A 23,279-nucleotide genomic window follows, 5' to 3' on the forward strand; every position below is an offset into this window, starting at 1 on the left:
CTCTGATTACAGCAAACGTTGATAAAGATCGCGGTAGGCTTGTGCGGCCACCTGCCAACTAAAATCCATCCCCATCGCCTGCCGCTGAACGTAACGCCAGAGTGAAGGACGGGACCACAGTACAAAAGCACGTCGAATCGCGCGGAGCAGCGACCAGGCGTTACTGTCTTCAAAACTGAAACCGCTTGCGACCCCGTCAGCGAGGTTCTCCAGCGAACTGTCTTGTACCGTATCCGCCAGCCCGCCGGTACGGCGCACTAACGGCAGTGTGCCGTACTTCAAACCGTATAACTGTGTCAGGCCGCACGGCTCAAAGCGGCTTGGCACCATAATCACATCTGCGCCACCGACAATGCGGTGCGAGAAGGCTTCGTGATAACCGATCTGGACGCCGACGCTACCCGGATGCTCAGCCGCCGCGGCGAGAAAACCTTGTTGCAGCTCCGCATCGCCCTGGCCCAGCAGCACCAGTTGGCCGCCCTGAGCTAATAACCCTGGCAAGGCTTCCAGCACCAGATCCAGCCCCTTTTGTTTGGTCAGGCGGCTGATCACACAGAAGACTGGCGCTTTCTCATCAATCTTCAGCCCCATGGCGATCTGCAATTGACGCTTGTTCTCGGCCTTGCTCTCCAGCGTTTCGCGGTCGTAACGCGCGGTGAGCAGCAGGTCATGCGCCGGGTCCCAGATACCGGGATCGACCCCGTTAAGAATGCCGCTCAACCGCCCCTCTTTCAGCCGCTGTTCCAGTAACGACTCCATGCCATACCCAAACTCAGGTCGGGTGATCTCCAGAGCATACGTCGGGCTGACTGCCGTAATATGATCGGCATAAAACAATCCCGCCTTGAGATACGAAATTTGCCCGAAAAACTCTAACCCGTGCATGTCGAAAAAGGCGCGCGGTAGCTGAATCTCATCCAGGTGACGCGCATTGAACAAGCCCTGGTACGCCAGGTTATGCACGGTAAACACCGTTTTCGCCGGGCGACCTCGTGCTGCAATGTAGGCGCAGGTCAACCCTGCATGCCAGTCGTGCGCGTGCACCACATCGGGTTGCCACTGTATATCCAACCCGCTGGCGATCTCTGCGCCCATCCATCCCAGTAGCGCAAAACGCAGATAGTTATCCACGTAAGCAAACTGCGATGTGTCGTGATAAGGGCTGCCGGGACGTTCATACAATCCCGGCGCATCTATTAAATAAATGCCAACACCGTTGAATTGTCCAAATAATAAACGGACCGGCCCGGCAAAAGTGTGTAACTCCGCCACGATTTCGGTATCAGGAATCCCTTTACGCAGATCCGGATACGCGGGAATCAGTACCCGCGCATCCGTTCCACCGGCAATTTGAGCCTGAGGCAATGCGCCGACAACATCAGCCAACCCGCCGGTTTTTAACAGCGGGAAAAGTTCTGAACAGACATGTAAAACCTGCATCCTGGACCCCTATTGTGTTATCGCGCGTTCCCCGCGTCGATTGCCTGTGTGCTTGTTCGTTACTTGCGTAGTCAGCCAGCCAGTTTGGCCAGCATGGCGCGCGTCACCAAAACGATGCCTTCATCTGAACGGTAAAAACGGCGGCTGTCTTCATCAGGGTTTTCACCAATCACCATGCCTTCCGGAATGACGCAGGCGCGATCGATCACGCAACGACGCAGACGACAGGAACGATTGATCACCACATCCGGTAGCAGCACCGAAGAGTCAATATTGCAAAACGAGTTAATGCGCACGCGCGGGAACAGCACCGAATTCACCACCACGGAGCCAGAGATGATGCAGCCGCCAGATACCAGCGAATTCATCGTCATACCGTGGCTGCCCGAGCGATCCTGCACAAACTTGGCGGGCGGCAACGGTTCCATATGGGTGCGAATCGGCCAGTCGTGGTCGTACATATCCAGTTCCGGCGTGACAGAAGCCAGATCAAGATTGGCGCGCCAGTAAGCTTCCAGCGTCCCGACGTCACGCCAATACGGCTCGGCATTCTCATCGTTCTGTACGCAAGACAAGGTAAAGGAGTGCGCATACGCCTCACCGCTGGCGACAATCTTCGGCAGCAGATCTTTGCCGAAATCGTGGCTGGATTCGGGTATCAGCAAATCCTCCTCCAGTAACTGATAGAGGTAATCAGCGTTGAACACGTAAATGCCCATGCTGGCCAGCGCCCTGGTGTCATCTCCCGGCATTGACGGCGGCTTGGGGGGTTTTTCCACAAAATCGATAACGTTGTTTTCCGCGTCCACCGCCATCACGCCAAACGCCGTGGCTTCCGCCAACGGGACGGGCAAACAGGCAATAGTGCATTTCGCCCCTTTGTCAGCGTGGTCGAGCAGCATGCGCGAGTAATCCATTTTGTAGATGTGATCCCCGGCGAGAATCACGATGTACTGCGCGTTGTAGCGACGAATGATGTCGAGGTTCTGCGAAACGGCATCGGCAGTCCCGCGATACCAATGTTCGGTCGCGGCACGCTGCTGCGCAGGCAGTAAATCGACAAATTCGTTCATCTCCTCATTGAACAAGGACCAGCCACGCTGAATATGCTGCGTCAACGTATGTGACTGATATTGGGTAATAACACCGATGCGCCGAATACCTGAATTGATGCAGTTCGACAGCGCAAAGTCGATGATGCGAAACTTGCCACCGAAGTGAACGGCAGGTTTGGCGCGTTTTGCGGTGAGATCCTTCAGACGCGTACCGCGTCCACCAGCCAGGATCAACGCCACCGTTTGTGTAGGGAGCTGGCGCGCCAGCATCAGTGGGTCTGTTCTATCTAACTTAACCATGTCTGACTCCTTATGATTGCTTTAGGAACACACACACGCCGTGTGCGGGCCCGTGCCAGACAGTTGTCAGGATGGGGTTATCTTCCCCGGCGAAAGGAGGAATGGCACGCCACTCTCCGTCTGGTAAGGCAAGGTCACTCACCGATTCCGTGGCGTTGATTGTTATTAACCAGCGGCTGGAGAGCAGGATCTGCATTCTGTGCGCCCCCTGTTCCCACTCCTCATTTCCCAGTGGTTTGCCGCTGGCATTGAACCACTGCACGTTGCCATCGCCCTCCTGCCACCAGCGGTCCGCTGTCAGCGCGGGAATGCGCTGACGCAGCCGGATTAACGCGGCAGTGAAGTCGACCAGTCCAAAATCATCCTGATGCCAGTTCAACCAGGTCAGCGGGTTGTCCTGACAGTACGCATTGTTGTTGCCGTGCTGGCTATGACCGCGCTCATCACCCGACAGCAACATCGGCGTGCCTTGTGCCAGTAATAGCGTGGTCAATAAGGCGTGCACGCTGCGCCGCCGCCGTTCGACAATATCGAAATTGACCTGCAGCCCCTCTTTGCCATGGTTATGGCTGAAGTTACTGCTGCTGCCGTCACGATTGTCTTCGCCGTTGGCTTGATTGTGTTTGTGGTTGAAACTCACCACGTCACGCAGCGTAAAGCCGTCATGCGCGGTGATCAGATTGACGCTGGCGTGTGGCAGGCGCCCTTCTCGCTGTAACACATCACTGGACGCGGCAAACCGCCGGGCAAATTCACCGTTGTTGAGCTGGGCGTGCAGCCAATAACGGCGCGCGGCATCGCGGAAATGGTCATTCCACTCGGCGAATCCCTCAGGAAAATTGCCCACCTGATAGCCTCCGGGCCCGATATCCCACGGCTCAGCAATCAATTTGACCTGTGACAGCAGCGGACAGGCTTTGATGGCGGCGAACAGCGGGGCATCCTGACGATATTCAGGCGTACGGCCCAGCACGCTGGCAAGGTCAAAGCGGAAGCCATCAATATGGCAATCGCGCACCCAGTAACGCAGCGCTTCTAATGCCCATTCCATCACCTGCGGATCGCTCAGATTCAGCGTGTTGCCGCAGCCGGTCCAGTTCTGGTATTCCCCCTGCGCGTCGAGCCAGTAATAGCTGGCGTTATCCACGCCGCGCAGCGATATGTTGGGGCCAAACTCTTCCAGTTCGGCGGTGTGGTTGAACACCACATCAAGGATCACCTCGATACCCGCCGCATGCAGCGCTTTAACCGCCTGCTGAAACTCCTGCAAGGGCGTAAGGCCGTGGTCGCCTGAGGCGTAGCGTGGATCCACCGCCCACAGCGCAAACGGGTTATAGCCCCAGTAGTTACTCAGCCCCAGCCGCTGCAGACGCGGTTCATTGGCGAAGTGGGCAATGGGCAGCAACTCAAGCGCAGTGATGCCGAGATGGCGTAAGTACTTCACCATAGCAGGATGGCCCAGTGCCGCATAAGTCCCGCGCAGCCTTTCCGGAATTTCCGGATGTTGCCGGGTCAAGCCACGCACATGCGCCTCATAAATCACCGTATTGCCCCACGGCGTGCGCAGCGGTTTTTCATCGTCCCAGTCGAAATCTTCGGCGATCACCAATGATTTTGGCGCGATGGCGGCGTTATCCTGCAGGTCGCGTTCCTGCTCGCCGCTAAGAAATCGCGGATCGTCAGGTATATCCCCGGCGACCGCTTTAGCGCAGGGATCGACCAGCAATTTAGCCGGATTAAACCGATGTCCTTGCTGCGGAGCCCACGGGCCGTGTACCCGATAGCCATAGCGCTGGCCGGGCTTTAACGCCGGAAAATAGCCGTGCCAGATATCGCCACTGCGTGCGGGCAGCGTAAAGCGCCGTTCAGCACCATGCGCATCAAACAGGCACAGCTCCACCTGCTCGGCATGGCGGGAAAACAGCGTGAAGTTAACGCCGCGCCCGTCATAATGGGCGCCCAACGGCGTTGGCTGCCCGGTTTCCAGCATCAGTCGCCCTCCCGCACCAGCCAAATCGTGGCCAGTGGCGGCAAGGTCAGGCTCAGCGATTGAGCACGGCCGTGGCTCTCGATATTGTCCGTGTGCACAATGCCGTGATTGCGGGTATCACTGCCGTGATAGTCTTGCTGATCGGTATTCAGCACTTCACGCCAGCCACCTTGTTGATTGACGCCAAAGCGATAATCGTGACGCGCTACCGGGGTGAAGTTACTGGCAACGATGATTTCATTGCCCTCGCGATCGCGGCGTGCAAACACAAACACCGAGTTTTCGTGGTCATCAACCACCAGCCACTCAAAGCCCTGTGCATCGAAATCCAGTTGATGTAATGGCGTGAAGTGTTTGTAGCTGTGGTTAAGATCGCGCACTAAGCGCTGCACGCCGTTGTGCCAGTTGTCTTCCCCTTCCAGCAGATGCCAGTCCAGGCTGGTATCGTGGTTCCACTCACGTCCCTGGGCAAACTCGTTGCCCATAAACTGCAGCTTTTTGCCCGGGAAGCCCCACATCCAGCCGTAATAAGCACGCAGGTTGGCGAACTTCTGCCACGCATCGCCGGGCATACGATCGAGAATCGAGCGTTTGCCGTGCACCACTTCATCGTGCGACAGCGGCAGCACGAAGTTTTCGGTGTAGTTGTAGAGCATGCCGAAGGTCATCAGATTGTGATGATATTGGCGATGTACGGGGTCGAGCTTCATGTAGTCCAGCGTGTCGTGCATCCAGCCGAGGTTCCATTTAAACCAGAATCCCAGTCCGCCATCTTCAGAAGGACGGGTCACGCCAGGGTAATCGGTGGACTCTTCTGCCACGCTGATGGTGCCTGGCGCGGCGCGACCCAGGGTGCGGTTGGTGTGGCGCAGGAACGAGATGGCTTCGAGGTTTTCGCGACCACCGAAGTGGTTGGGCACCCATTCGCCCTCTTTGCGGCTGTAATCGCGGTAGATCATCGATGCCACGGCATCCACGCGCAGCCCATCAATGCCAAAGCGCTCCATCCAATACAGTGCGTTGCCGGAGAGATAGTTGCTGACTTCACGGCGGCCAAAGTTGTAGATCAGCGTGTTCCAGTCCTGATGAAAACCTTCGCGGGGATCGCTGTGTTCATACAGTTCGGTGCCATCAAATTTCGCCAGACCGAAGTCGTCACTGGGGAAGTGGCCGGGCACCCAGTCGAGCAACACGTTGAGGCCCGCATCGTGCGCCGCGGCGATAAAGTGGCGGAACTCATCACGCGTACCAAAGCGGCGCGTTGGCGCATACATGCCCAGTGGCTGATAGCCCCAGCTGCCGTCAAACGGATGCTCGTTGATCGGCAGCAGCTCAATGTGGGTGAAGCCCATCTCTTTGACGTAAGGAACCAGCTGTTCAGCCAGCTCTTTGTAGCTCAGCCAGAAGTTGTTGTCGGTGTGGCGGCGCCACGAACCCAGATGCACTTCGTAAATCGAGATCGGCTGATCAAAGGCATTGGCGGCTTTGCGCTGCGGCTGCATCTCCACTTTAGGTGGCAGACCGCAGATCATTGAGGCGGTTTGCGGGCGCATCTGTGCTTCAAAGGCGAACGGGTCGGCTTTGATCCGCATCTGCCCAGACGCATCAATGATTTCATATTTGTACAGTTGACCATTGACCGCGCCAGGCACAAATAACTCCCAGATACCCAGCTCGCGACGGAAGCGCATCGGGTGACGACGACCGTCCCAGAAGTTGAATTCGCCGACCACGGAAACCCGGCGAGCGTTAGGTGCCCACACCGAGAAACGAGTGCCGCTGACACCATCAATGGTGGCGTTGTGCGCCCCCAGCGTTTCATACGGGCGCAGATGCGTGCCTTCGCCAAGGAGCCAGGCATCCATTTCGGCGAGTAACGGGCCGAAGCGATAGGCATCATCGATCAGGTTTTGCTGGCCGTGCCAGGTGACCGCCAGCTGATAGCGAAACAGGTTTTTACGGCGCGGAACCACTCCGCAGAAGAAGCCGCGTGAATCGAGACATTTTAGCTGCGCACATTTACGACCAGTGTTGGTTTCAATCACCCAGACTTCGGAGGCATCGGGCAGCAGCGCGCGCACTTCAAGGCCTTCGACAGTCTGGTGCATCCCCAGGAAAGAGAAGGGATCGGCATAATTCCCGGCAAAAAGGGCATTGATCGCATGGCGATCGGGAAGCTCTGACATGACTTTCTTCCTATGATTTTGCGCAGGCGACCGGAGTGGACAACATTGTCGCCTCTGGTGCGCTGCTTTTCATTGAGCCATACGTACACCAGCAAGGGAGGACACCGTCCATGGGAAAAGATATTTGCCGTGTACAACAACCATTCAGTTCGGAAAGCAAAAACAGTTAACAACCGGCACATCACTGTTAAATCATAGCTTGGGGCTGGCAGAAGCCAGGGGGGAAAGCAAAAAAATCTTGTCGGGCAAGCAAAAAGGGGAAGCGGATCACTTGTCAGGCGCAATTTGGGTTAAGTTTTGCAACCTGGTTGGCATAAAAAAGGCCGGGAAATCCCGGCCTGTCTGGTTTCTCGCTGCGCTTAGTCGATCAGCAAACGCAACATGCGGCGCAGCGGTTCGGCCGCGCCCCACAGTAGCTGATCACCCACGGTGAAGGCAGAGAGATATTCCGGCCCCATGTTCAGTTTGCGCAGACGGCCGACTGGCGTGGTCAGCGTACCGGTGACAGCTGCAGGCGTCAGTTCACGCATGGTGATTTCGCGATCGTTTGGCACCACTTTCACCCACTCGTTGTGAGAAGCCAGCAGCTGTTCGATTTCGTTCAGCGGGATATCTTTCTTCAGCTTCAGGGTGAACGCCTGGCTGTGGCAGCGCAATGCGCCGACGCGCACGCACAGACCATCAACCGGAATCACGCTGCTGGTGCGCAGAATCTTGTTGGTTTCAGCCTGACCTTTCCACTCTTCGCGGCTCTGGCCGTTATCCAGCTGCTTGTCGATCCATGGAATCAGACTGCCCGCCAGCGGTACGCCGAAGTTATCGGTCGGCAAGGTGCCAGAACGGGTGAAATCGGTGACGCTACGTTCGATATCCAGAATCGCTGAAGCCGGATCCTGCAGGGATTTCGCCACGTGATCGTGCAACATGCCCATCTGAGTCAGCAGTTCACGCATATGACGTGCGCCGCCGCCGGATGCCGCCTGGTAGGTGGCAACAGACGCCCACTCCACCAGATCGTTCGCGAACAGCCCACCGAGGGACATCAGCATCAGGCTCACGGTGCAGTTGCCGCCGACAAAGGTTTTAACGCCGTTGTCGAGGCCCTGACGAATCACATTGTGGTTAACCGGATCGAGAATGATGATGGCATCATCTTTCATGCGCAGCGTCGACGCTGCATCAATCCAGTAACCCTGCCAGCCGCTTTCACGCAGCTTAGGGTAGACTTCACTGGTGTAGTCACCGCCCTGGCAGGTGATAATAATATCCAGCGCCTTCAACGCCTCGATATCAAAAGCATCCTGCAGCGCACCGGTCGACTTACCGCCGAACGTCGGTGCTGCCTGACCAAGCTGAGACGTGGAGAAGAAGACCGGATTGATCACATCAAAATCGCGTTCTTCACTCATGCGTGACATCAGCACAGAGCCGACCATGCCACGCCAACCAATAAAGCCTACATTCTTCATTTTCTGTCCGTCCGGGGCGTTTTCACTGTGCCCTTCGTGGTGCGAGGAAAAGACCAAGCGGAATATCCAGTTGATCTGCGTAATAATCAGGTTTACCTGCGACCTCCAACTCTACAAAATGCAGGCTTTCTGGCAAGTGAATTAATTCGATTGCGCCAACTTTTTCAGCAGTACAACTAATACTCCCCTCAATGAATCGAGGTACGGGCAGGCGGAATTCGGAGTATCTCGATCGGCTACGCGAGTCAGCGATCAAGAAGCCCATCGCCGCCAACGCACTTTAGTTTGAAGAATGACGGGAACAAGGGATGGCTTTAACCTATGACTGAAATGATATCTGCGACCATATTGCTGCTGTTAATTATGGACCCGCTGGGCAACCTGCCGATTTTTATGTCGGTGCTCAAGCATCTCGAACCTAAGCGTCGCCGCGTGGTGCTGATTCGTGAAATGCTGATCGCACTGATTATCATGCTGCTGTTCCTGTTTACCGGTGAGCGTATTCTGGCGTTCCTGAATTTGCGCACCGAAACCGTCTCGATCTCCGGCGGTATCATTCTGTTCCTGATCGCCATCCGCATGATTTTCCCTTCTGGCGAAACCAGCACCAGCGGCTTGCCAGCTGGTGAAGAACCGTTTCTGGTGCCGCTGGCGATTCCGCTGGTTGCAGGTCCTTCGCTGTTAGCCACGCTGATGTTGCTGTCACATCAATATCCCAATCAGATGTCACATTTGGTTGGTGCATTGATGATCGCCTGGGGCGTTACCGTGCTGATTCTGCTGATGTCAGGACTGTTTTTACGCTTGCTGGGTGACAAAGGCGTTAACGCGCTGGAGCGGTTGATGGGATTGATTTTGATTATGCTGGCAACACAGATGTTTCTGGATGGGATTCGCGCTTATCTAAAACTGTAGCGCACAGACAGCGGGCGGCACTTTGGCCGCCCGCTTGCAGGATTACTTCTGCTTCTTCTCAATCGGTTTGCCCGACCAGTAACCGGCCAGCAGCGAACCTGACAGGTTGTGCCACACCGAGAACAGCGCGCCCGGCAAGGCAGCCAGCGGCGAGAAGTAGAGTTTGCCCAGCGTTGCCGCCAGACCGGAGTTCTGCATGCCTACTTCCAGCGCCAGCGTGCGGCAGGTGGATTCGTCAAAGCCAAACAGCTTGCCGCCCCAATAGCCGCCCAACAGGCCGATGGCGTTATGCAGGATGACCGCCGCGATGACCATCAGACCAACAGAACCGATAAAGCCCTGGCTGCCCGCCACTACTGCGCTGATGATCAGCAAAATACACACCATCGAGAACGCTGGCAGATAGGGCTCAACGCGGCGCACCACGCTGTTCATCGAGTGGTGGATAATCAGACCCAGTCCAATCGGGATAACGACAATCTTAATGATGCTGAGCAGCATGCCGACCACATCCACCTGAATGTGGGTATCCACGTAGAAGCGCGTCAGCAGCGGCGTAGCGAAGACGCCCACCAGCGCAGAAACAGACGAGATGGTCACGGACAGGGCCACATCGCCCTTCGCCAGATAGATCATCACGTTGGACGCGGTGCCGCTGGCCACGCTGCCCACCAGAATCATCCCGGCGGAAAGGTCCGGCGGCATATGGAACAGTTTCGCCAGGCCCCAGGCGGCCAGAGGCATCACCAGGTAATGCAAAAAGGTACCGGCGATAACCGGTGCCGGACGCGTCAGAACACGTTTGAAATCATCAATATTCAGCGTCACACCCATGCCGAACATGATCAGCATTAGCAGGTAAGTGACCCACGGCCCAATGCCGAGGAACGTCGAGGGCGAGTAATACGCCGCGACCGAGAGCAGTACGGCCCAGAGTGGGAACAGGCGGGTTAATTTGGCGAGCATGGAGAGACTTCCTTAGATATTTTTTGATTTATTTCATATGCCACAGATGAAGTGCCGCGCGGGGAACGACCACAGCGACGGACGCGGGATCATAACATTTCATTATCGTGACGTAAGGCGGGAAGTCGCTGGCAGGATAAAATGCGGATCGTCTGCGGTCGATCCGCGGTTTGTAGAGAAATTACTCTGCTTTTTCCAGTAAAACGCGGTAGATCACACCACCGATTGCCGCACCGATGATCGGCATCAGCCAGAACATCCAGAGTTGTTGCAACGCCCAACCGCCCTGGAAGATCGCCACGCCGGTGCTACGGGCTGGATTGACTGAGGTGTTGGTCACCGGAATGCTCACCAGGTGAATCAGCGTCAGCGCCAGACCAATGGCAATCGGGGCGAAACCAGCCGGTGCGCGTTTATCGGTGGCGCCCATGATCACCACCAGGAAAATGGCCGTCATTACCGTTTCACAGATCATCCCGGCATTCAGACTAAACCCGCCCGGTGAATGCTCACCATAACCATTTGAGGCGAACCCGCTGGCGGCAGCATCAAAGCCGGGTTTACCGCTGGCAATCAGATACAACACGCCCCCTGCGGCGACGGCACCCACTAACTGCACGATGATGTAAGGGATCACCTGCGCCGCCGGGAAACGTCCTCCTACCGTCAATCCTATGGTGACGGCAGGATTAAAGTGCCCACCGGAAATGTGCCCTACGGCGAACGCCATCACCAGCACCGTTAAACCAAACGCCAGCGCCACGCCTGCAAAACCAATCCCGACTTGTGGGAAGGTGGCAGCTAATACCGCGCTACCACACCCGCCGAACACCAGAACAAACGTGCCTACCCCTTCAGCAACCAATCTTTGCATAGCCATTCCCTCAAAAATTGAATGTTTTCTCGTTGGGACAATCGATAAGCGCGATTAAAAAGTAACCGCTGATTAGCAGCGTAGTGGGATATAGAGACAATTCCAGTGAGGAAAACGAAGTAAACAGCTATGAATCATGGGGTTATAAAGAAATCACTGGCGCGGAAAGCAGGTTGCCGTTTGGCTTAATCTGTTGTTAAACGAAATGTATAAAATAAAAAAGCCGGACCAGGTCCGGCTTGATGGATTACGCTAAAAATTTGCCTTAAGAACCAAAAAGATTCTTATGCAGCGCGCGCACCACTTCTTCTGCGTCTGGCGTTGGCACCAGGAAGCACAGGTTATAGCTGCTGGCTCCGTAACAAATCATGCGCAGGTTAAACGGCTCAAGGGCACCAAACACCTCTTTACCCACACCGCAGGCTTTCGACAGGTTGTTGCCGATAATCGCCACCAGCGCCAGGTTCTCTTCCACTTCCACGCGGCACAGCGAAGAGAGTTCGGTCAGCAGCGCTTGCGTCAACAGGCTTTCACCAGTGGTCGAAGAACCGGTGGTATCCAGCGTCAGCGCCACGCTCACTTCTGACGTGGTAACCAGATCGACGGAGATGTTATGGCGAGCCAGAATCGCGAACACTTCAGCAAGGAAACCGTGCGCATGCAGCATGTTCAGGCTGTGCAGCGTCATCAGAGTTTGCTTACGACGCAATGCCAGCGCGCGGAACAGCGGTGGATTCTGGGTTTCGTTGCAGACGCGCGTGCCACCTGCAGCCGGATCTTTACTCGAACCGACGAACACCGGAATGTCACTGCGCACAGCTGGCAGCAGGGTCGCCGGATGTAGCACTTTCGCGCCGAAGATCGCCATTTCAGCCGCTTCTTCGAAGGTGATCTCTTCAATGCGTTTAGCGGTTGGCACCACGCGTGGATCGGTGGTGTAGATGCCGGCCACGTCAGTCCAGATATCCACACGCGCCGCCTGCAGCGCTTCACCCAGCAGTGCGGCGGTGTAGTCGCTACCGCCACGTCCCAGCGTGGTGGTGCGGCCTTTACCTTCGCTACCAATAAAGCCCTGGGTAATCACCAGCGCTTCTGCAACGCGTGGCGCCAACTGTGCGGTGGACAGCTCTTTCAGTGTGGCAACGTCAGGCTCTGCACGACCAAAGCGATCGCTGGTGCGCATCACTTTACGCACGTCAAACCATTCGGCATTGACCTGACGCTCACGCAGCACTTCCACAAACAGCAGGGTCGACATCAGCTCACCGTGGCTCACCAACTCGTCGGTCAGCGCATGTGAGGTCGCCAGTGCAGTGGCTTCCGCCAGCATCAGGATGTTTTCCAGCATGCGATCAATCTCCTGGCGAATCACTTCAGGGGATTGCAGGCGATCAATGATGGCATATTGAATATTGCGAATTTCGTCCAGCAGGTGTGCGCGCTGCTCCAGTTCCCGGCCTTCAGCCAGAGAAACCAGCAGATTCGTCACGCCAGCAGACGCAGAAAGCACCACTAAACGGGTATTGGCATCGGAGAGCACAACATCCGCACTGCGGTTCATGGCATCAAAATCGGCAACGCTGGTGCCGCCAAATTTCGCCACGATCAGGTTTTGAGACATGTTACGAACCTCGTGTCAGATTAGCTTTCTCCCGTTATTAAACGGAAGAGGTGATTTCAGCCTTGGCACAAGAGAAGAGCAGAATTGGACAGACAAGATCAGGAGATGAGTCACCAAAAGCACTTCACCTTGCGAAACGTCCGACTGCGGACGCTTCTGGTGACAACCCAGAGGATTCAGCCCCTGCAGCCGACAGGACAACACTCCGCGTGTTGTTCCATCTCGGCGTCGCACCCCATGATGTGTTGTCGTTGGATACGGATCCTCAAACACACTGCCTGGGCGACGCGCCTCTTCTGGCTTGCACCCAAAGGTGCAAGTCGCGGGCACAAAATACTGATTAATTTTGCTGCTGTCCAGCCTTGCAACGTGTTGAAAATTCATTTTTAGAATTACGCCAGCGCATCGCAGAACAAACGCGAGCGCTCACTCCCGCCTAAAGTAGTCAACGGCGCCGATAAACGCGGCTTTTTGCTGATGCGGCACAGGGAAATTTTTTGCCAGAACATCGACAATCGCCGCCGGATTAACCTGAAACCGTGCGGCCACGGTCACAAATTTTTTCCCTTCGTTTGCAACTGTGGTCATACTGAAACCCGTTCGCGGTAGCGTATCAGCCACAAGAAATGCTTAGCACGCCGGGCCAGCAGGACGCGCCCGGATGGAATGACGGTTCTTATTTCAACAAGAGTGTTGCCATGAAAAATATCAATCCGAAACAAACCGCAGCCTGGAAAGCGCTGCAGCAGCATTTTGACCAGATGAAATCGGTGCAGATCGCCGACCTGTTTAAAGATGATGCCGATCGTTTTGCGAAATTCTCTGCCACCTTCGACGATCAGATGCTGGTGGATTTCTCAAAAAACCGCATCACCCAGGAAACCCTCGATAAATTGCAGGCGCTGGCAAAAGAGACCGATCTGGCGGGCGCCATCAAATCCATGTTCTCTGGCGAGAAGATCAACCGCACCGAAGAGCGTGCTGTGCTGCACGTTGCTCTGCGTAATCGCAGCAACACGCCAATCATGGTTGATGGCAAAGATGTGATGCCAGAAGTGAATGCGGTGCTGGCGAAGATGAAAGGCTTCTCTGAGCGCATCATCAGCGGTGAGTGGAAAGGTTATACCGGCAAAGCGATCACTGACGTGGTCAACATCGGTATCGGCGGTTCGGATCTCGGTCCGTTCATGGTGACCGAGGCGTTACGCCCGTATAAAAACCATCTGAACATGCACTTTGTTTCTAACGTTGATGGCACGCACATTGCTGAAACACTGAAGGATCTCAGCCCGGAAACCACCCTATTCCTCGTGGCCTCCAAAACCTTCACCACTCAGGAAACCATGACCAACGCCCACAGCGCGCGCGACTGGTTCCTGAAAACTGCAGGCGATCAGCAGCATGTGGCGAAACACTTTGCTGCCCTGTCGACCAACGGTAAAGCGGTAGGTGAGTTCGGTATCGATACCGACAACATGTTCGAGTTCTGGGATTGGGTCGGTGGTCGCTATTCACTGTGGTCAGCGATTGGCTTGTCGATCATTCTGTCCGTGGGCTTCGAGAATTTCGAACAGCTGCTGAGCGGTGCACATGCGATGGACAACCACTTCGCTAACACGCCAGCCGAGCAGAACCTCCCGGTGCTGCTGGCACTGATCGGTATCTGGTACAACAACTTCTTTGGTGCCGAAACCGAAGCCATCCTGCCTTACGACCAGTACATGCACCGTTTCGCAGCGTACTTCCAGCAGGGCAATATGGAGTCCAACGGTAAGTACGTGGATCGCGAAGGTAACCCGGTGGATTACCAGACCGGCCCAATCATCTGGGGCGAGCCAGGCACCAACGGTCAGCATGCGTTTTATCAGCTGATTCATCAGGGCACCAAACTGATCCCTTGCGACTTTATCGCACCGGCGCAGACCCACAACGCACTGACCGATCACCATCCGAAACTGCTGTCGAACTTCTTCGCACAGACCGAAGCGCTGGCGTTTGGTAAATCTCGCGATGTGGTAGAAAAAGAGTTTACCGATGCCGGTAAATCCGTTGAGTCTGTTGCCCACATCGTGCCGTTTAAGGTGTTCGAAGGTAACCGCCCAACCAACTCCATTCTGCTGCGTGAAATCACGCCGTTCAGCCTGGGTGCACTGATTGCGCTTTACGAGCACAAGATATTCACGCAGGGCGCGATTCTCAACATCTTCACCTTTGACCAATGGGGTGTGGAATTGGGCAAACAGCTGGCAAACCGTATTCTGCCAGAGCTGGAAAATGAATCGCAGATCGGCAGCCATGACAGCTCCACTAATGGCTTAATTAACCGCTATAAATCCTGGCGTTAATTTTCCTGCCAATCTTATTAAGGCGGCTTAATTGCCGCCTTATTTTTATCAAACATGCCATAAACCTCGCAATTTTGTTATTCATCCGCTGCGTTACGGTTAGATAATTCTTAAAGTGCGCTAAGGAAAATCGGAGTTTGTATAGATTGAAGTGCATGTTATGCATTAAAAAATGGATCTAATTCGTTCACCAAATATAAGTATCCACTTGATAAATCTATAATTAAATTTAAAGCGCATTCAGGAAAATCTGATTATTCCTATTCCGTACCATTTTTTAATGCAAAAGTGAAAAATCCTGCCGCACCAGCCACAACCATTCAAATATTCCACCCCATGAAAAATCTTCATTTAAAAAAAGCAGCTATCGCCAATTCGCCGTATTTATCACCAGAATGAACCCTGATTTTCACCCTCTTTTACTGCCGATGAACTCTGGTAATTTGTTGCCCTATACTGAACGCGCCCGAAATTAGGGTACATCCTTCATTCATTTGTTTCTAAAAATGCAGGAAACGTTGTTATGAAAAAACTGATGGTTGCCGGTGCAGCCTTACTTTACGTTGCCGTTTCTTCCGCTGCGATTGCCGCACCGGAAGAAGCTGGTGCTGCAGCGGGCGCGCAGGCGGGAGCAATCTCGACCGGTGCCACTACCGCTGTGGGTATCGGTGCACTTGGCGCGTTAGTAGGGCTCGGCATCGCTGCTGCTGGCGGCGGTGACGGAGCAAATACCGGTACAACAACCACTACCACAACGAGCACCACACGTTGATGTAGCACCTTTAAACATAACCACACAGCCGTGTGGTTATTTTTTGCCTGGTTTTATTTTTAACAGGGATATACACAGTGCGCCGACTCTCTTTGCTGCTCTTTTGCCTGCTGCTGCAAGCCTGCACACAAACGCAAAAAGGCCTTGAACAAACCGTGATGCTGGCCGTAAACGGCCCGGATGATGTCACCGTTACCGATGAACAGATTGCCAGTCTCCCCTACGCCAGCCTGTATGCACGCATCAATGAAGGACCGCGTATCTTCGTGGTGCTCGGTTATGACGAAAACGGTCAGCAGAAATGGATCACCCAGGATAAGGCAATGCTGGTGATGCAGCATGGCAGGCTGGTCAAAACGCTGGGGCTGGCCAGCAACCTTGATGACGTCAGTAATCTGGCGCAAGACCCGCTCGCCGACTCGCTACATCTCCAAAACAATGCCAGCTGGACACGCGTGGTGCAGTGGCGTGAGAAAGATCGCGTGCGCGCAGCCACCGCCGTATCCCAATTTCAGCGCGGCGATGACGCGGTGCTGAATGTGGCAGGCGAACGCGTGCCATGTCGTGTATGGATCGAGACAGTCCGCATGGAGAGTCTGGGCGCAGAATGGCAAAACACCTTCTGGATCGATAACCGTGATGGCGCAGTGTTGCAGGCAAATCAGATGCTGGCCGCAGACGCTTTCCCTGTTGAAACCACCATTCTGAAGCCGGCGAAATCATGAAAATAATCACTCCCCTGCTAACGGCTACCGCCTTACTGGCGGCCGGTTCTGCGCTGGCTGACAGTCAGGTGACGGTGCACGACTTGCGCGGCCAAAACATTTTACAGATCGATCATGCGCAGAATCTGGCGCAGCTGGTGACGAATCCAGCACTTCATACCTGGTGGCCCGGTACCGTGATTGCCGAACGTGGCGCAACAGCGGTGGCACAGCAACAACAGCAACAGCTGCTGGCTGATTTGCGCACGTGGCAGGCCGACAGCGGCGACGCGCTAGCGGCAACCATCGGTACGGTGATCCACCAACTCAGCGCAGTACAAGTCACCGGACGGCAGTTCACTTCACTCGATCCTGACTGGGTGCGCCTGCGGCCTGAAGCCAACCGCACGTTACTGGGCAGTTACGACCTTTATACCCTGTCGCAGCCTACGCAAGTGCTGATTCTCGGCGCGCTGGAACATCCCGGTAAAGAGAGCTGGCAACCCGGTCGCACCGTGCGGGACTACCTTGAGTCGCACGACCACCTGTCAGGTGCCGAGCGCAGCTTCGCCACCCTCATCGCCCCGTCCGGTCAGACGCAACAGGTGCCGATCGCCTACTGGAATCAACGTCACGTCGAAGTCGAACCCGGCAGCATCATTTGGCTGGGCTTTACCTCGTGGAGCCTGCCCTGGGGCAAAGCTGATTTGAATGCGCGCATGCTTTCTGTTCTGACACACCGGATTCCAGACTGATGAAAAAACAACTGCTTCTCAGCCTGTTGGCTGTTTCTGTCTCTGCGGCATACCAGGTGCACGCGGAAACCTGGCCGGATCCGATCGGCCCATCGCAATCTGATTTCGGCGGCGTGGGCCTGATGCAAACACCGACGGCGCGTATGGCAAAAGAGGGTGAATTTAGCCTGAACTTCCGCGATAACGATCAGTATCGCTACTACTCTGCTTCGTTGCAGCTGTTCCCGTGGCTGGAAACCACCGTGCGCTACACCGATGTGCGGACGCGTCGTTACAGCGCAGTTGAGGGATTCAGTGGTAACCAAAGCTATAAAGACAAAGCCTTCGATGTGAAGCTGCGGTTGTGGCAAGAGAGCTATTGGTTACCGGAAGTGGCGGTAGGATCGCGAGATTTGGGCGGTACTGGCCTGTTCGACAGCGAATACCTGGTCGCCAGCAAAGCCTGGGGACCGTTTGATTTCACCATGGGGATTGGCTGGGGCTACATCGGCAACAGTGGCAGCATCAAAAACCCGTTCTGCTCCTATAGCGATAGCTTCTGCTCCCGCACCGGCGGTGGCACCGCAGGCTCGGTTAATGGGTCACAGATGTTCCACGGCCCTGCAGCACTGTTCGGCGGCGTGGAATATCAAACCCCCTGGCAGCCACTGCGCCTGAAGCTTGAATATGAAGGTAACGATTATCAGGATGACTTTGCAGGGCGTCTGGAACAGCGCAGCAAGGTCAACGTGGGAGCGATTTATCGCCTGACCGACTGGGCTGACATCAACGCCAGCTACGAGCGCGGCAACACCTTTATGTTTGGTGTTACCGTGCGCACCAACTTCAACGATCTGCGCCAGTCGCACATTGACAGCGCCAGGCCAGCCTATAACCCGCAGCCACAGGGCGATCTGTTGCAATCCACGGTGGTGGCAAACCAGTTGACCGATCTGAAGTACAACGCCGGATTGAGCGGCCCGCACATTCAGACCAAAGGCAGTACGCTGTACGTATCAGGCGAGCAGACCAAGTATCGTGATACGCGTGAGGGCGTCGATCGCGCCAATCGCATCATCATGAATAACCTGCCAGCCGGTATCGATACCATTGAGGTCACCGAGTCGCGCCTGAATATGCCGCAGGTCACCACCCGTACCAACGTTGCCAGCCTGCACAATGAGCTGAGCGGCTATCCATTGGGCCATGAGCAGCCGCTGCAGCAGACGCGCGAGAATCCGGTCGATCCTGGCGCGACTGAACAAGGCTTCTTTATTCGTAAAGATCGCCTTCACTACAATCTGGCACCGGTGCTCAATCAGTCAGTTGGTGGGCCCGAAAGCTTCTATATGTACCAGCTCGGGGCGATGGCTAGCGCGGATTACGCACTCACCGATCACCTGCTGGTCAGCGGTAGCCTGTTCGGTAACCTTGCCAACAACTACGACAAATTCAACTATAACGGCGCACCGGCTGATTCCACCCTGCCGCGCGTGCGTACCCATATTCGCGACTACGTCGAGAACAATGTCTACGTCAACGACCTGCAAGCCAATTACATGGGTTACCTCGGCAATGGCTTCTACGGCCAGGTGTACGGCGGTTATCTCGAAACCATGTACGGCGGTGTCGGTGGAGAAGTGTTGTATCGCCCAATCGACAGCAACTGGGCCTTTGGTGTTGATGCCAACTACGTGAAGCAGCGTGATTGGGACAACATGATGCAGTTCACCGACTATAAAGCACCAACCGGACACTTCACCGCGTACTGGCGCCCGTGGTTTATGCAGGATGTGCTGGTGAAAGCCAGCGTCGGCGAGTATCTGGCGAAGGACAAAGGTGTGACGGTCGATGTGTCGAAGCGCTTCGACAGCGGCGTGATGGTCGGCTTCTACGCCACTAAAACCAACGTGTCAGCCGAGGCCTATGGCGAGGGGGACTTCACTAAGGGCTTCTATATTTCGATTCCGATGGATCTGTTTACTGTGACGCCAACGCGTGGTCGTGCGCAGGTGAACTGGGTGCCGTTAACGCGTGATGGCGGACAGATGCTGGGTCGTAAATATCAGCTGTATGACATGACCTCAGATCGCGACGCGCGGTTTAATTAATTCTCGGGCGGCCAATTGGCCGCCCGCTTTCTTTCATCAATCCGCGTCGTAACCGAGATTCGGTGCCAGCCAACGTTCAACCTCGCTGACGCTCATCCCTTTACGCGCCGCATAATCCTCCACCTGATCGCGCTGAATCTGCGCCACGGCGAAGTATTTACTGTCAGGATGGCTAAAGTACCAGCCTGACACCGCCGCGCCCGGCCACATGGCGAAGGATTCGGTGAGCTTCATGCCGGTGTGCGTTTCCACATCCAGCAACTGCCAGATCTGCGCTTTCTCGGTGTGTTCCGGACAGGCAGGATAACCGGGCGCCGGACGAATGCCCTGATAATTTTCGCGTATCAGCTCTTCATTGCTCAGGTTCTCATTGGCCGCAAAGCCCCAGATCACCTTACGCACACGTTCGTGCAGATACTCGGCAAAGGCTTCTGCCAGACGGTCTGCCAGCGCCTTGATCATGATCTTGTTGTAGTCATCATGCTGCTGCTCGTAGGCTTCAGCCAGCGCATCCTCTTCCAGCCCACCGGTGACGGCGAACGCACCGAGATAATCCGCTTTGCCGCTGGATTTCGGTGCCACAAAATCGGCCAGACAGTAGTTGGCGAAGTCCGATTTTTCAGTCTGCTGACGTAAGTGATGGCTCACACACAAGACGTGATCACGTTGTTCATCGCGATAGATCTCAACATCATCACCCACACGGTTGGCGGGGAAAATCCCTACTACACCACGCGGATTTAAGGAGCCGGTTTTGCTGAGCACATCCAGCATGGCGTTGGCATCGGCAAACAGACGCTTAGCCTCTTCACCCACCACATCATCTTCAAGAATGCGCGGATATTTCCCCGCCAGCGACCAGGTCATAAAGAATGGCGTCCAGTCGATGTAGTGACGCAGCGTGTCGATACTGGCTGTCACAGCGCTCACCCCGAGGCGATGCGCCACTGGCGGCGTGTAGCTTTCCCAATCAATCGAGTAATCGTTGTCGCGTGCGATTTGCAGATTCACCGGCGGCGTACGTGGCTTCTTACGCGCGTGCTGAATACGCACCGTGTCGTACTCTTTGCGCGTGCGCGCCACGAACTCTTCTTTCAGCGTATCCGATAACAGCGATGACACCACGCCAACGGTGCGCGAGGCGTTTTGCACATACACCGTTGGGCCGCTGTAGTTCTGCTCGATCTTCACCGCCGTGTGCGCTTTCGAGGTCGTCGCGCCGCCAATCAGCAGCGGAATAGTGAAGCCCTGACGCTCCATCTCTTTCGCCACGTTGACCATCTCATCCAGAGACGGCGTAATCAGGCCGGAGAGCCCGATGATATCGGCATTTTCAGCGATGGCGGTTTTGAGAATTTTGTCACTCGGCACCATCACGCCAAGATCGATAATTTCGTAGTTATTACACTGCAAAACCACGCCGACGATGTTTTTGCCGATGTCGTGTACATCGCCCTTCACCGTCGCCAGCACGATTTTGCCGTTGCTGCGCCCCGCTTCTTTGCTGGCTTCAATATAGGGTTCGAGATAGGCCACCGCCTGCTTCATCACGCGTGCCGATTTCACCACCTGCGGCAGGAACATTTTGCCCTCGCCGAACAGATCGCCGACCACGTTCATGCCGGACATCAGCGGCCCTTCGATCACCTGAATCGGACGTTCAAATCCCTGACGGGCTTCTTCGGTATCCAGCTCAATAAACTCGGTAATGCCTTTTACCAGCGAGTATTCCAGACGTTTGACCACGTCCCAACTTCGCCATTCGGCCAGCTGTTTCTCCTGCTCACCGTCACCTTTGCTGCCGCGATACTTCTCCGCCAGCTCCAGTAACCGCTCGGTGCCATCGTCGCGACGGTTCAGCACCACATCTTCCACCGCATCGCGCAGTTCTGCGGGCAAGTCGTCATAGATTGCCAGCTGACCGGCGTTGACGATGCCCATATCCATGCCGTTGCGAATGGCGTAATAGAGGAACACCGCGTGGATCGCTTCGCGCACCGGATCGTTACCGCGGAACGAAAACGACACGTTAGACACGCCGCCGGAGATCATCGCATGCGGCAGTTCGCGTTTGATGTCTTCACAGGCACCGATAAAGTCCATCGCGTAGTTGTTATGTTCCTCAATACCGGTGGCAACTGCGAAGATGTTCGGGTCGAAAATGATATCTTCTGGCGGGAAGCCGACCTCTTCCGTCAGGATCTTATAGGCGCGACGACAGATTTCGATTTTGCGGGCACGGGTATCCGCCTGACCGACTTCATCAAACGCCATCACCACCATGGCGGCACCGTAGCGCCGCACTTTGCGCGCGTGTTCGATAAACGGCTCAATGCCTTCTTTCATCGAAATCGAGTTAACGATGCCTTTGCCCTGAATGCATTGCAGACCTTTCTCAATCACCTCCCATTTGGAGGAGTCGATCATAATCGGCACGCGTGCAATATCCGGTTCACCGGCAATCAGGTTGAGGAAGCGCACCATCGCGGCTTCGGCATCCAGCATGCCTTCGTCCATGTTGATATCGATAATCTGCGCGCCGCTTTCCACCTGCTGACGCGCCACATCCAGCGCTTCGTTGTACTTCTCTTCTTTAATCAGTCGCTTGAATTTAGCCGAACCGGTAACGTTGGTGCGTTCGCCGACGTTCACAAATAGCGAGTCGGCGTGAATATTCAGTGGTTCCAGACCAGACAGACGGCAGGCAACCGGAATGTCAGGCAACTGGCGTGGTGCAACGCCTTCTACCGCCGCCGCCATCGCCGCGATGTGCTCTGGCGTGGTACCGCAGCAGCCGCCGATGATATTCAGGAAACCGGCACGCGCCCATTCGCCGATCTGTTCAGCCATGTCCGCTGCATCTAAATCGTATTCACCAAACGCATTGGGTAAACCGGCATTGGGGTGAGCTGTGACGTAACCTTCAGCAATGCGCGATAATTCCTGCACGTACTGGCGCAGCTCGTCTGGGCCGAGCGCACAGTTCAGGCCAAACGACAGCGGCTCGGCGTGGCGCAGTGAGTTGTAGAAACCTTCGGTGGTTTGACCGGAGAGCGTGCGGCCAGAAGCATCCGTGATGGTGCCGGAGATCATCACCGGTAGCTTTACGCCCATCGCTTCCATCTCAACCTGAACAGCGTAAATCGCCGCCTTGGCGTTCAGAGTATCGAACACTGTTTCGATCATGATCAGGTCGGAACCACCGGCAATCAGCGCGTGGGTCGATTCACGGTAGGCCTCCACCAGCTGATTGAACGTGACGTTACGGAAGGCAGGGTCGTTCACATCCGGGGAGATGGAACAGGTGCGGTTGGTGGGGCCGAGCACGCCCGCAACATAGCGCGGTCGGTCAGGGGTTTTCGCCGTCCATGCATCGGCACTGGCACGCGCCAGCTTTGCCGCTTCAAGATTGATCTCAGCGGACAGGGCTTCCATCGCGTAATCTGCCATCGCAATGGTAGTGGAGTTAAAGGTGTTGGTTTCCAGAATATCTGCACCCGCGGCGAGATAGGCATCGTGGATTTCACGGATCACCTCAGGTTTGGTCAGCACTAACAGGTCGTTATTGCCTTTCAAATCGGAGGGCCAGTCGGCAAAACGGCTACCTCGAAAATCGGCTTCGCTGAGTTTATAACTCTGGATCATGGTGCCCATACCACCGTCCAAAATCATAATGCGCTGTGCCAGTTGCTGATGCAGCATTTCTGTTTTATTGCTCACTCTCGCCCCGTCCACGTCATTGCGTTGGCTAATATGCCAGCCAAACATACTGGCATAACTTTCCGGTGAGCAAAAGT

16 protein-coding genes and 1 riboswitch are annotated in these 23,279 nt (G+C 55.4%); of the genes, 6 read left to right on the top strand and 10 right to left on the bottom strand.

The genetic code is table 11. From position 1 onward, the window contains the following. Positions 1–6: 6 nt before the first annotated feature. The 5 genes from glgA to asd form a co-directional block, all read right to left on the bottom strand. Positions 7–1,440, bottom strand: a complete 1,434-nt coding sequence (gene glgA, locus LBW88_RS12155; protein ID WP_224932085.1) for a glycogen synthase GlgA — start codon at positions 1,438–1,440, stop codon at positions 7–9. 71 nt (positions 1,441–1,511) lie between these two features. Next, positions 1,512–2,795, bottom strand: coding sequence for a glucose-1-phosphate adenylyltransferase (glgC, locus tag LBW88_RS12160; RefSeq protein ID WP_224932083.1), 1,284 nt, complete (start codon positions 2,793–2,795; stop codon positions 1,512–1,514). A 10-nt stretch (positions 2,796–2,805) separates the two neighbouring features. Beyond that, the gene (gene glgX, locus LBW88_RS12165; protein ID WP_224932081.1) at positions 2,806–4,785 is read right to left on the bottom strand and encodes a glycogen debranching protein GlgX; all 1,980 of its coding nucleotides are present in this window, start codon (positions 4,783–4,785) and stop codon (positions 2,806–2,808) included. Continuing rightward, the gene (gene glgB, locus LBW88_RS12170; RefSeq protein WP_224932079.1) at positions 4,785–6,971 is read right to left on the bottom strand and encodes a 1,4-alpha-glucan branching enzyme; all 2,187 of its coding nucleotides are present in this window, start codon (positions 6,969–6,971) and stop codon (positions 4,785–4,787) included. The genes glgX and glgB overlap by 1 nt, the downstream gene beginning before the upstream one ends. 359 nt (positions 6,972–7,330) lie before the next feature. After that, positions 7,331–8,440 carry an aspartate-semialdehyde dehydrogenase gene (gene asd / locus LBW88_RS12175; protein ID WP_224932077.1) on the bottom strand — a complete coding sequence of 370 codons (1,110 nt, stop codon included), beginning with the start codon at positions 8,438–8,440 and terminating at the stop codon, positions 7,331–7,333. 321 nt (positions 8,441–8,761) lie between these two features. On the opposite strand from asd, the gene LBW88_RS12180 reads away from it, so the two are divergent. Continuing rightward, positions 8,762–9,355 (top strand): YhgN family NAAT transporter, encoded by a 594-nt coding sequence (locus tag LBW88_RS12180; RefSeq protein WP_224932075.1) that lies wholly within the window; start codon positions 8,762–8,764, stop codon positions 9,353–9,355. A 42-nt stretch (positions 9,356–9,397) separates the two neighbouring features. Here the strand turns inward: LBW88_RS12180 and panS are convergent, their stop codons facing one another. From panS to LBW88_RS12200, 4 genes are all read right to left on the bottom strand, one after another. Continuing rightward, the gene (gene panS, locus LBW88_RS12185) at positions 9,398–10,321 is read right to left on the bottom strand and encodes a ketopantoate/pantoate/pantothenate transporter PanS (RefSeq protein ID WP_224932073.1); all 924 of its coding nucleotides are present in this window, start codon (positions 10,319–10,321) and stop codon (positions 9,398–9,400) included. A gap of 181 nt (positions 10,322–10,502) precedes the next feature. Then, positions 10,503–11,195, bottom strand: a complete 693-nt coding sequence (gene aqpZ / locus LBW88_RS12190; protein WP_224932071.1) for an aquaporin Z — start codon at positions 11,193–11,195, stop codon at positions 10,503–10,505. A gap of 265 nt (positions 11,196–11,460) precedes the next feature. After that, entirely contained in the window at positions 11,461–12,816 is a 1,356-nt protein-coding gene (lysC, locus tag LBW88_RS12195; protein WP_224932069.1) for a lysine-sensitive aspartokinase 3, read from the bottom strand. Positions 12,817–12,925: 109 nt separating this feature from the next. Next, a riboswitch (Lysine riboswitch) is annotated at positions 12,926–13,120 on the bottom strand. 122 nt (positions 13,121–13,242) lie between these two features. After that, on the bottom strand, positions 13,243–13,404 hold the full coding sequence (locus LBW88_RS12200; protein ID WP_224932067.1) for a hypothetical protein: 162 nt from the start codon (positions 13,402–13,404) through the stop codon (positions 13,243–13,245). A gap of 110 nt (positions 13,405–13,514) precedes the next feature. Between LBW88_RS12200 and pgi the strand changes: the two genes are divergently transcribed. The 5 genes from pgi to LBW88_RS12225 all read left to right on the top strand — a co-directional run bounded on the left by pgi (position 13,515) and on the right by LBW88_RS12225 (position 19,482). Then, complete coding sequence (gene pgi / locus LBW88_RS12205) at positions 13,515–15,161, top strand: glucose-6-phosphate isomerase (RefSeq protein WP_224932065.1); 1,647 nt, start codon at positions 13,515–13,517, stop codon at positions 15,159–15,161. 523 nt (positions 15,162–15,684) lie between these two features. Next, a complete protein-coding gene (gene yjbE, locus LBW88_RS12210) occupies positions 15,685–15,933 on the top strand; it encodes an exopolysaccharide production protein YjbE (RefSeq protein WP_034827112.1) in 249 nt (82 codons plus the stop codon). A gap of 77 nt (positions 15,934–16,010) precedes the next feature. Then, entirely contained in the window at positions 16,011–16,658 is a 648-nt protein-coding gene (locus LBW88_RS12215) for a YjbF family lipoprotein (RefSeq protein WP_224932063.1), read from the top strand. Next, a complete protein-coding gene (locus tag LBW88_RS12220) occupies positions 16,655–17,392 on the top strand; it encodes a capsule biosynthesis GfcC family protein (protein WP_224932061.1) in 738 nt (245 codons plus the stop codon). The genes LBW88_RS12215 and LBW88_RS12220 overlap by 4 nt, the downstream gene beginning before the upstream one ends. Further along, positions 17,392–19,482 carry a YjbH domain-containing protein gene (locus LBW88_RS12225; protein WP_224932060.1) on the top strand — a complete coding sequence of 697 codons (2,091 nt, stop codon included), beginning with the start codon at positions 17,392–17,394 and terminating at the stop codon, positions 19,480–19,482. The genes LBW88_RS12220 and LBW88_RS12225 overlap by 1 nt, the downstream gene beginning before the upstream one ends. A 36-nt stretch (positions 19,483–19,518) precedes the next feature. Here the strand turns inward: LBW88_RS12225 and metH are convergent, their stop codons facing one another. Then, positions 19,519–23,202, bottom strand: coding sequence for a methionine synthase (gene metH, locus LBW88_RS12230; RefSeq protein WP_224932058.1), 3,684 nt, complete (start codon positions 23,200–23,202; stop codon positions 19,519–19,521). Positions 23,203–23,279: the final 77 nt, after the last annotated feature.

It is taken from the genome of Pantoea sp. alder81, from assembly GCF_020179835.1.
Lineage (GTDB): Bacteria > Pseudomonadota > Gammaproteobacteria > Enterobacterales > Enterobacteriaceae > Pantoea.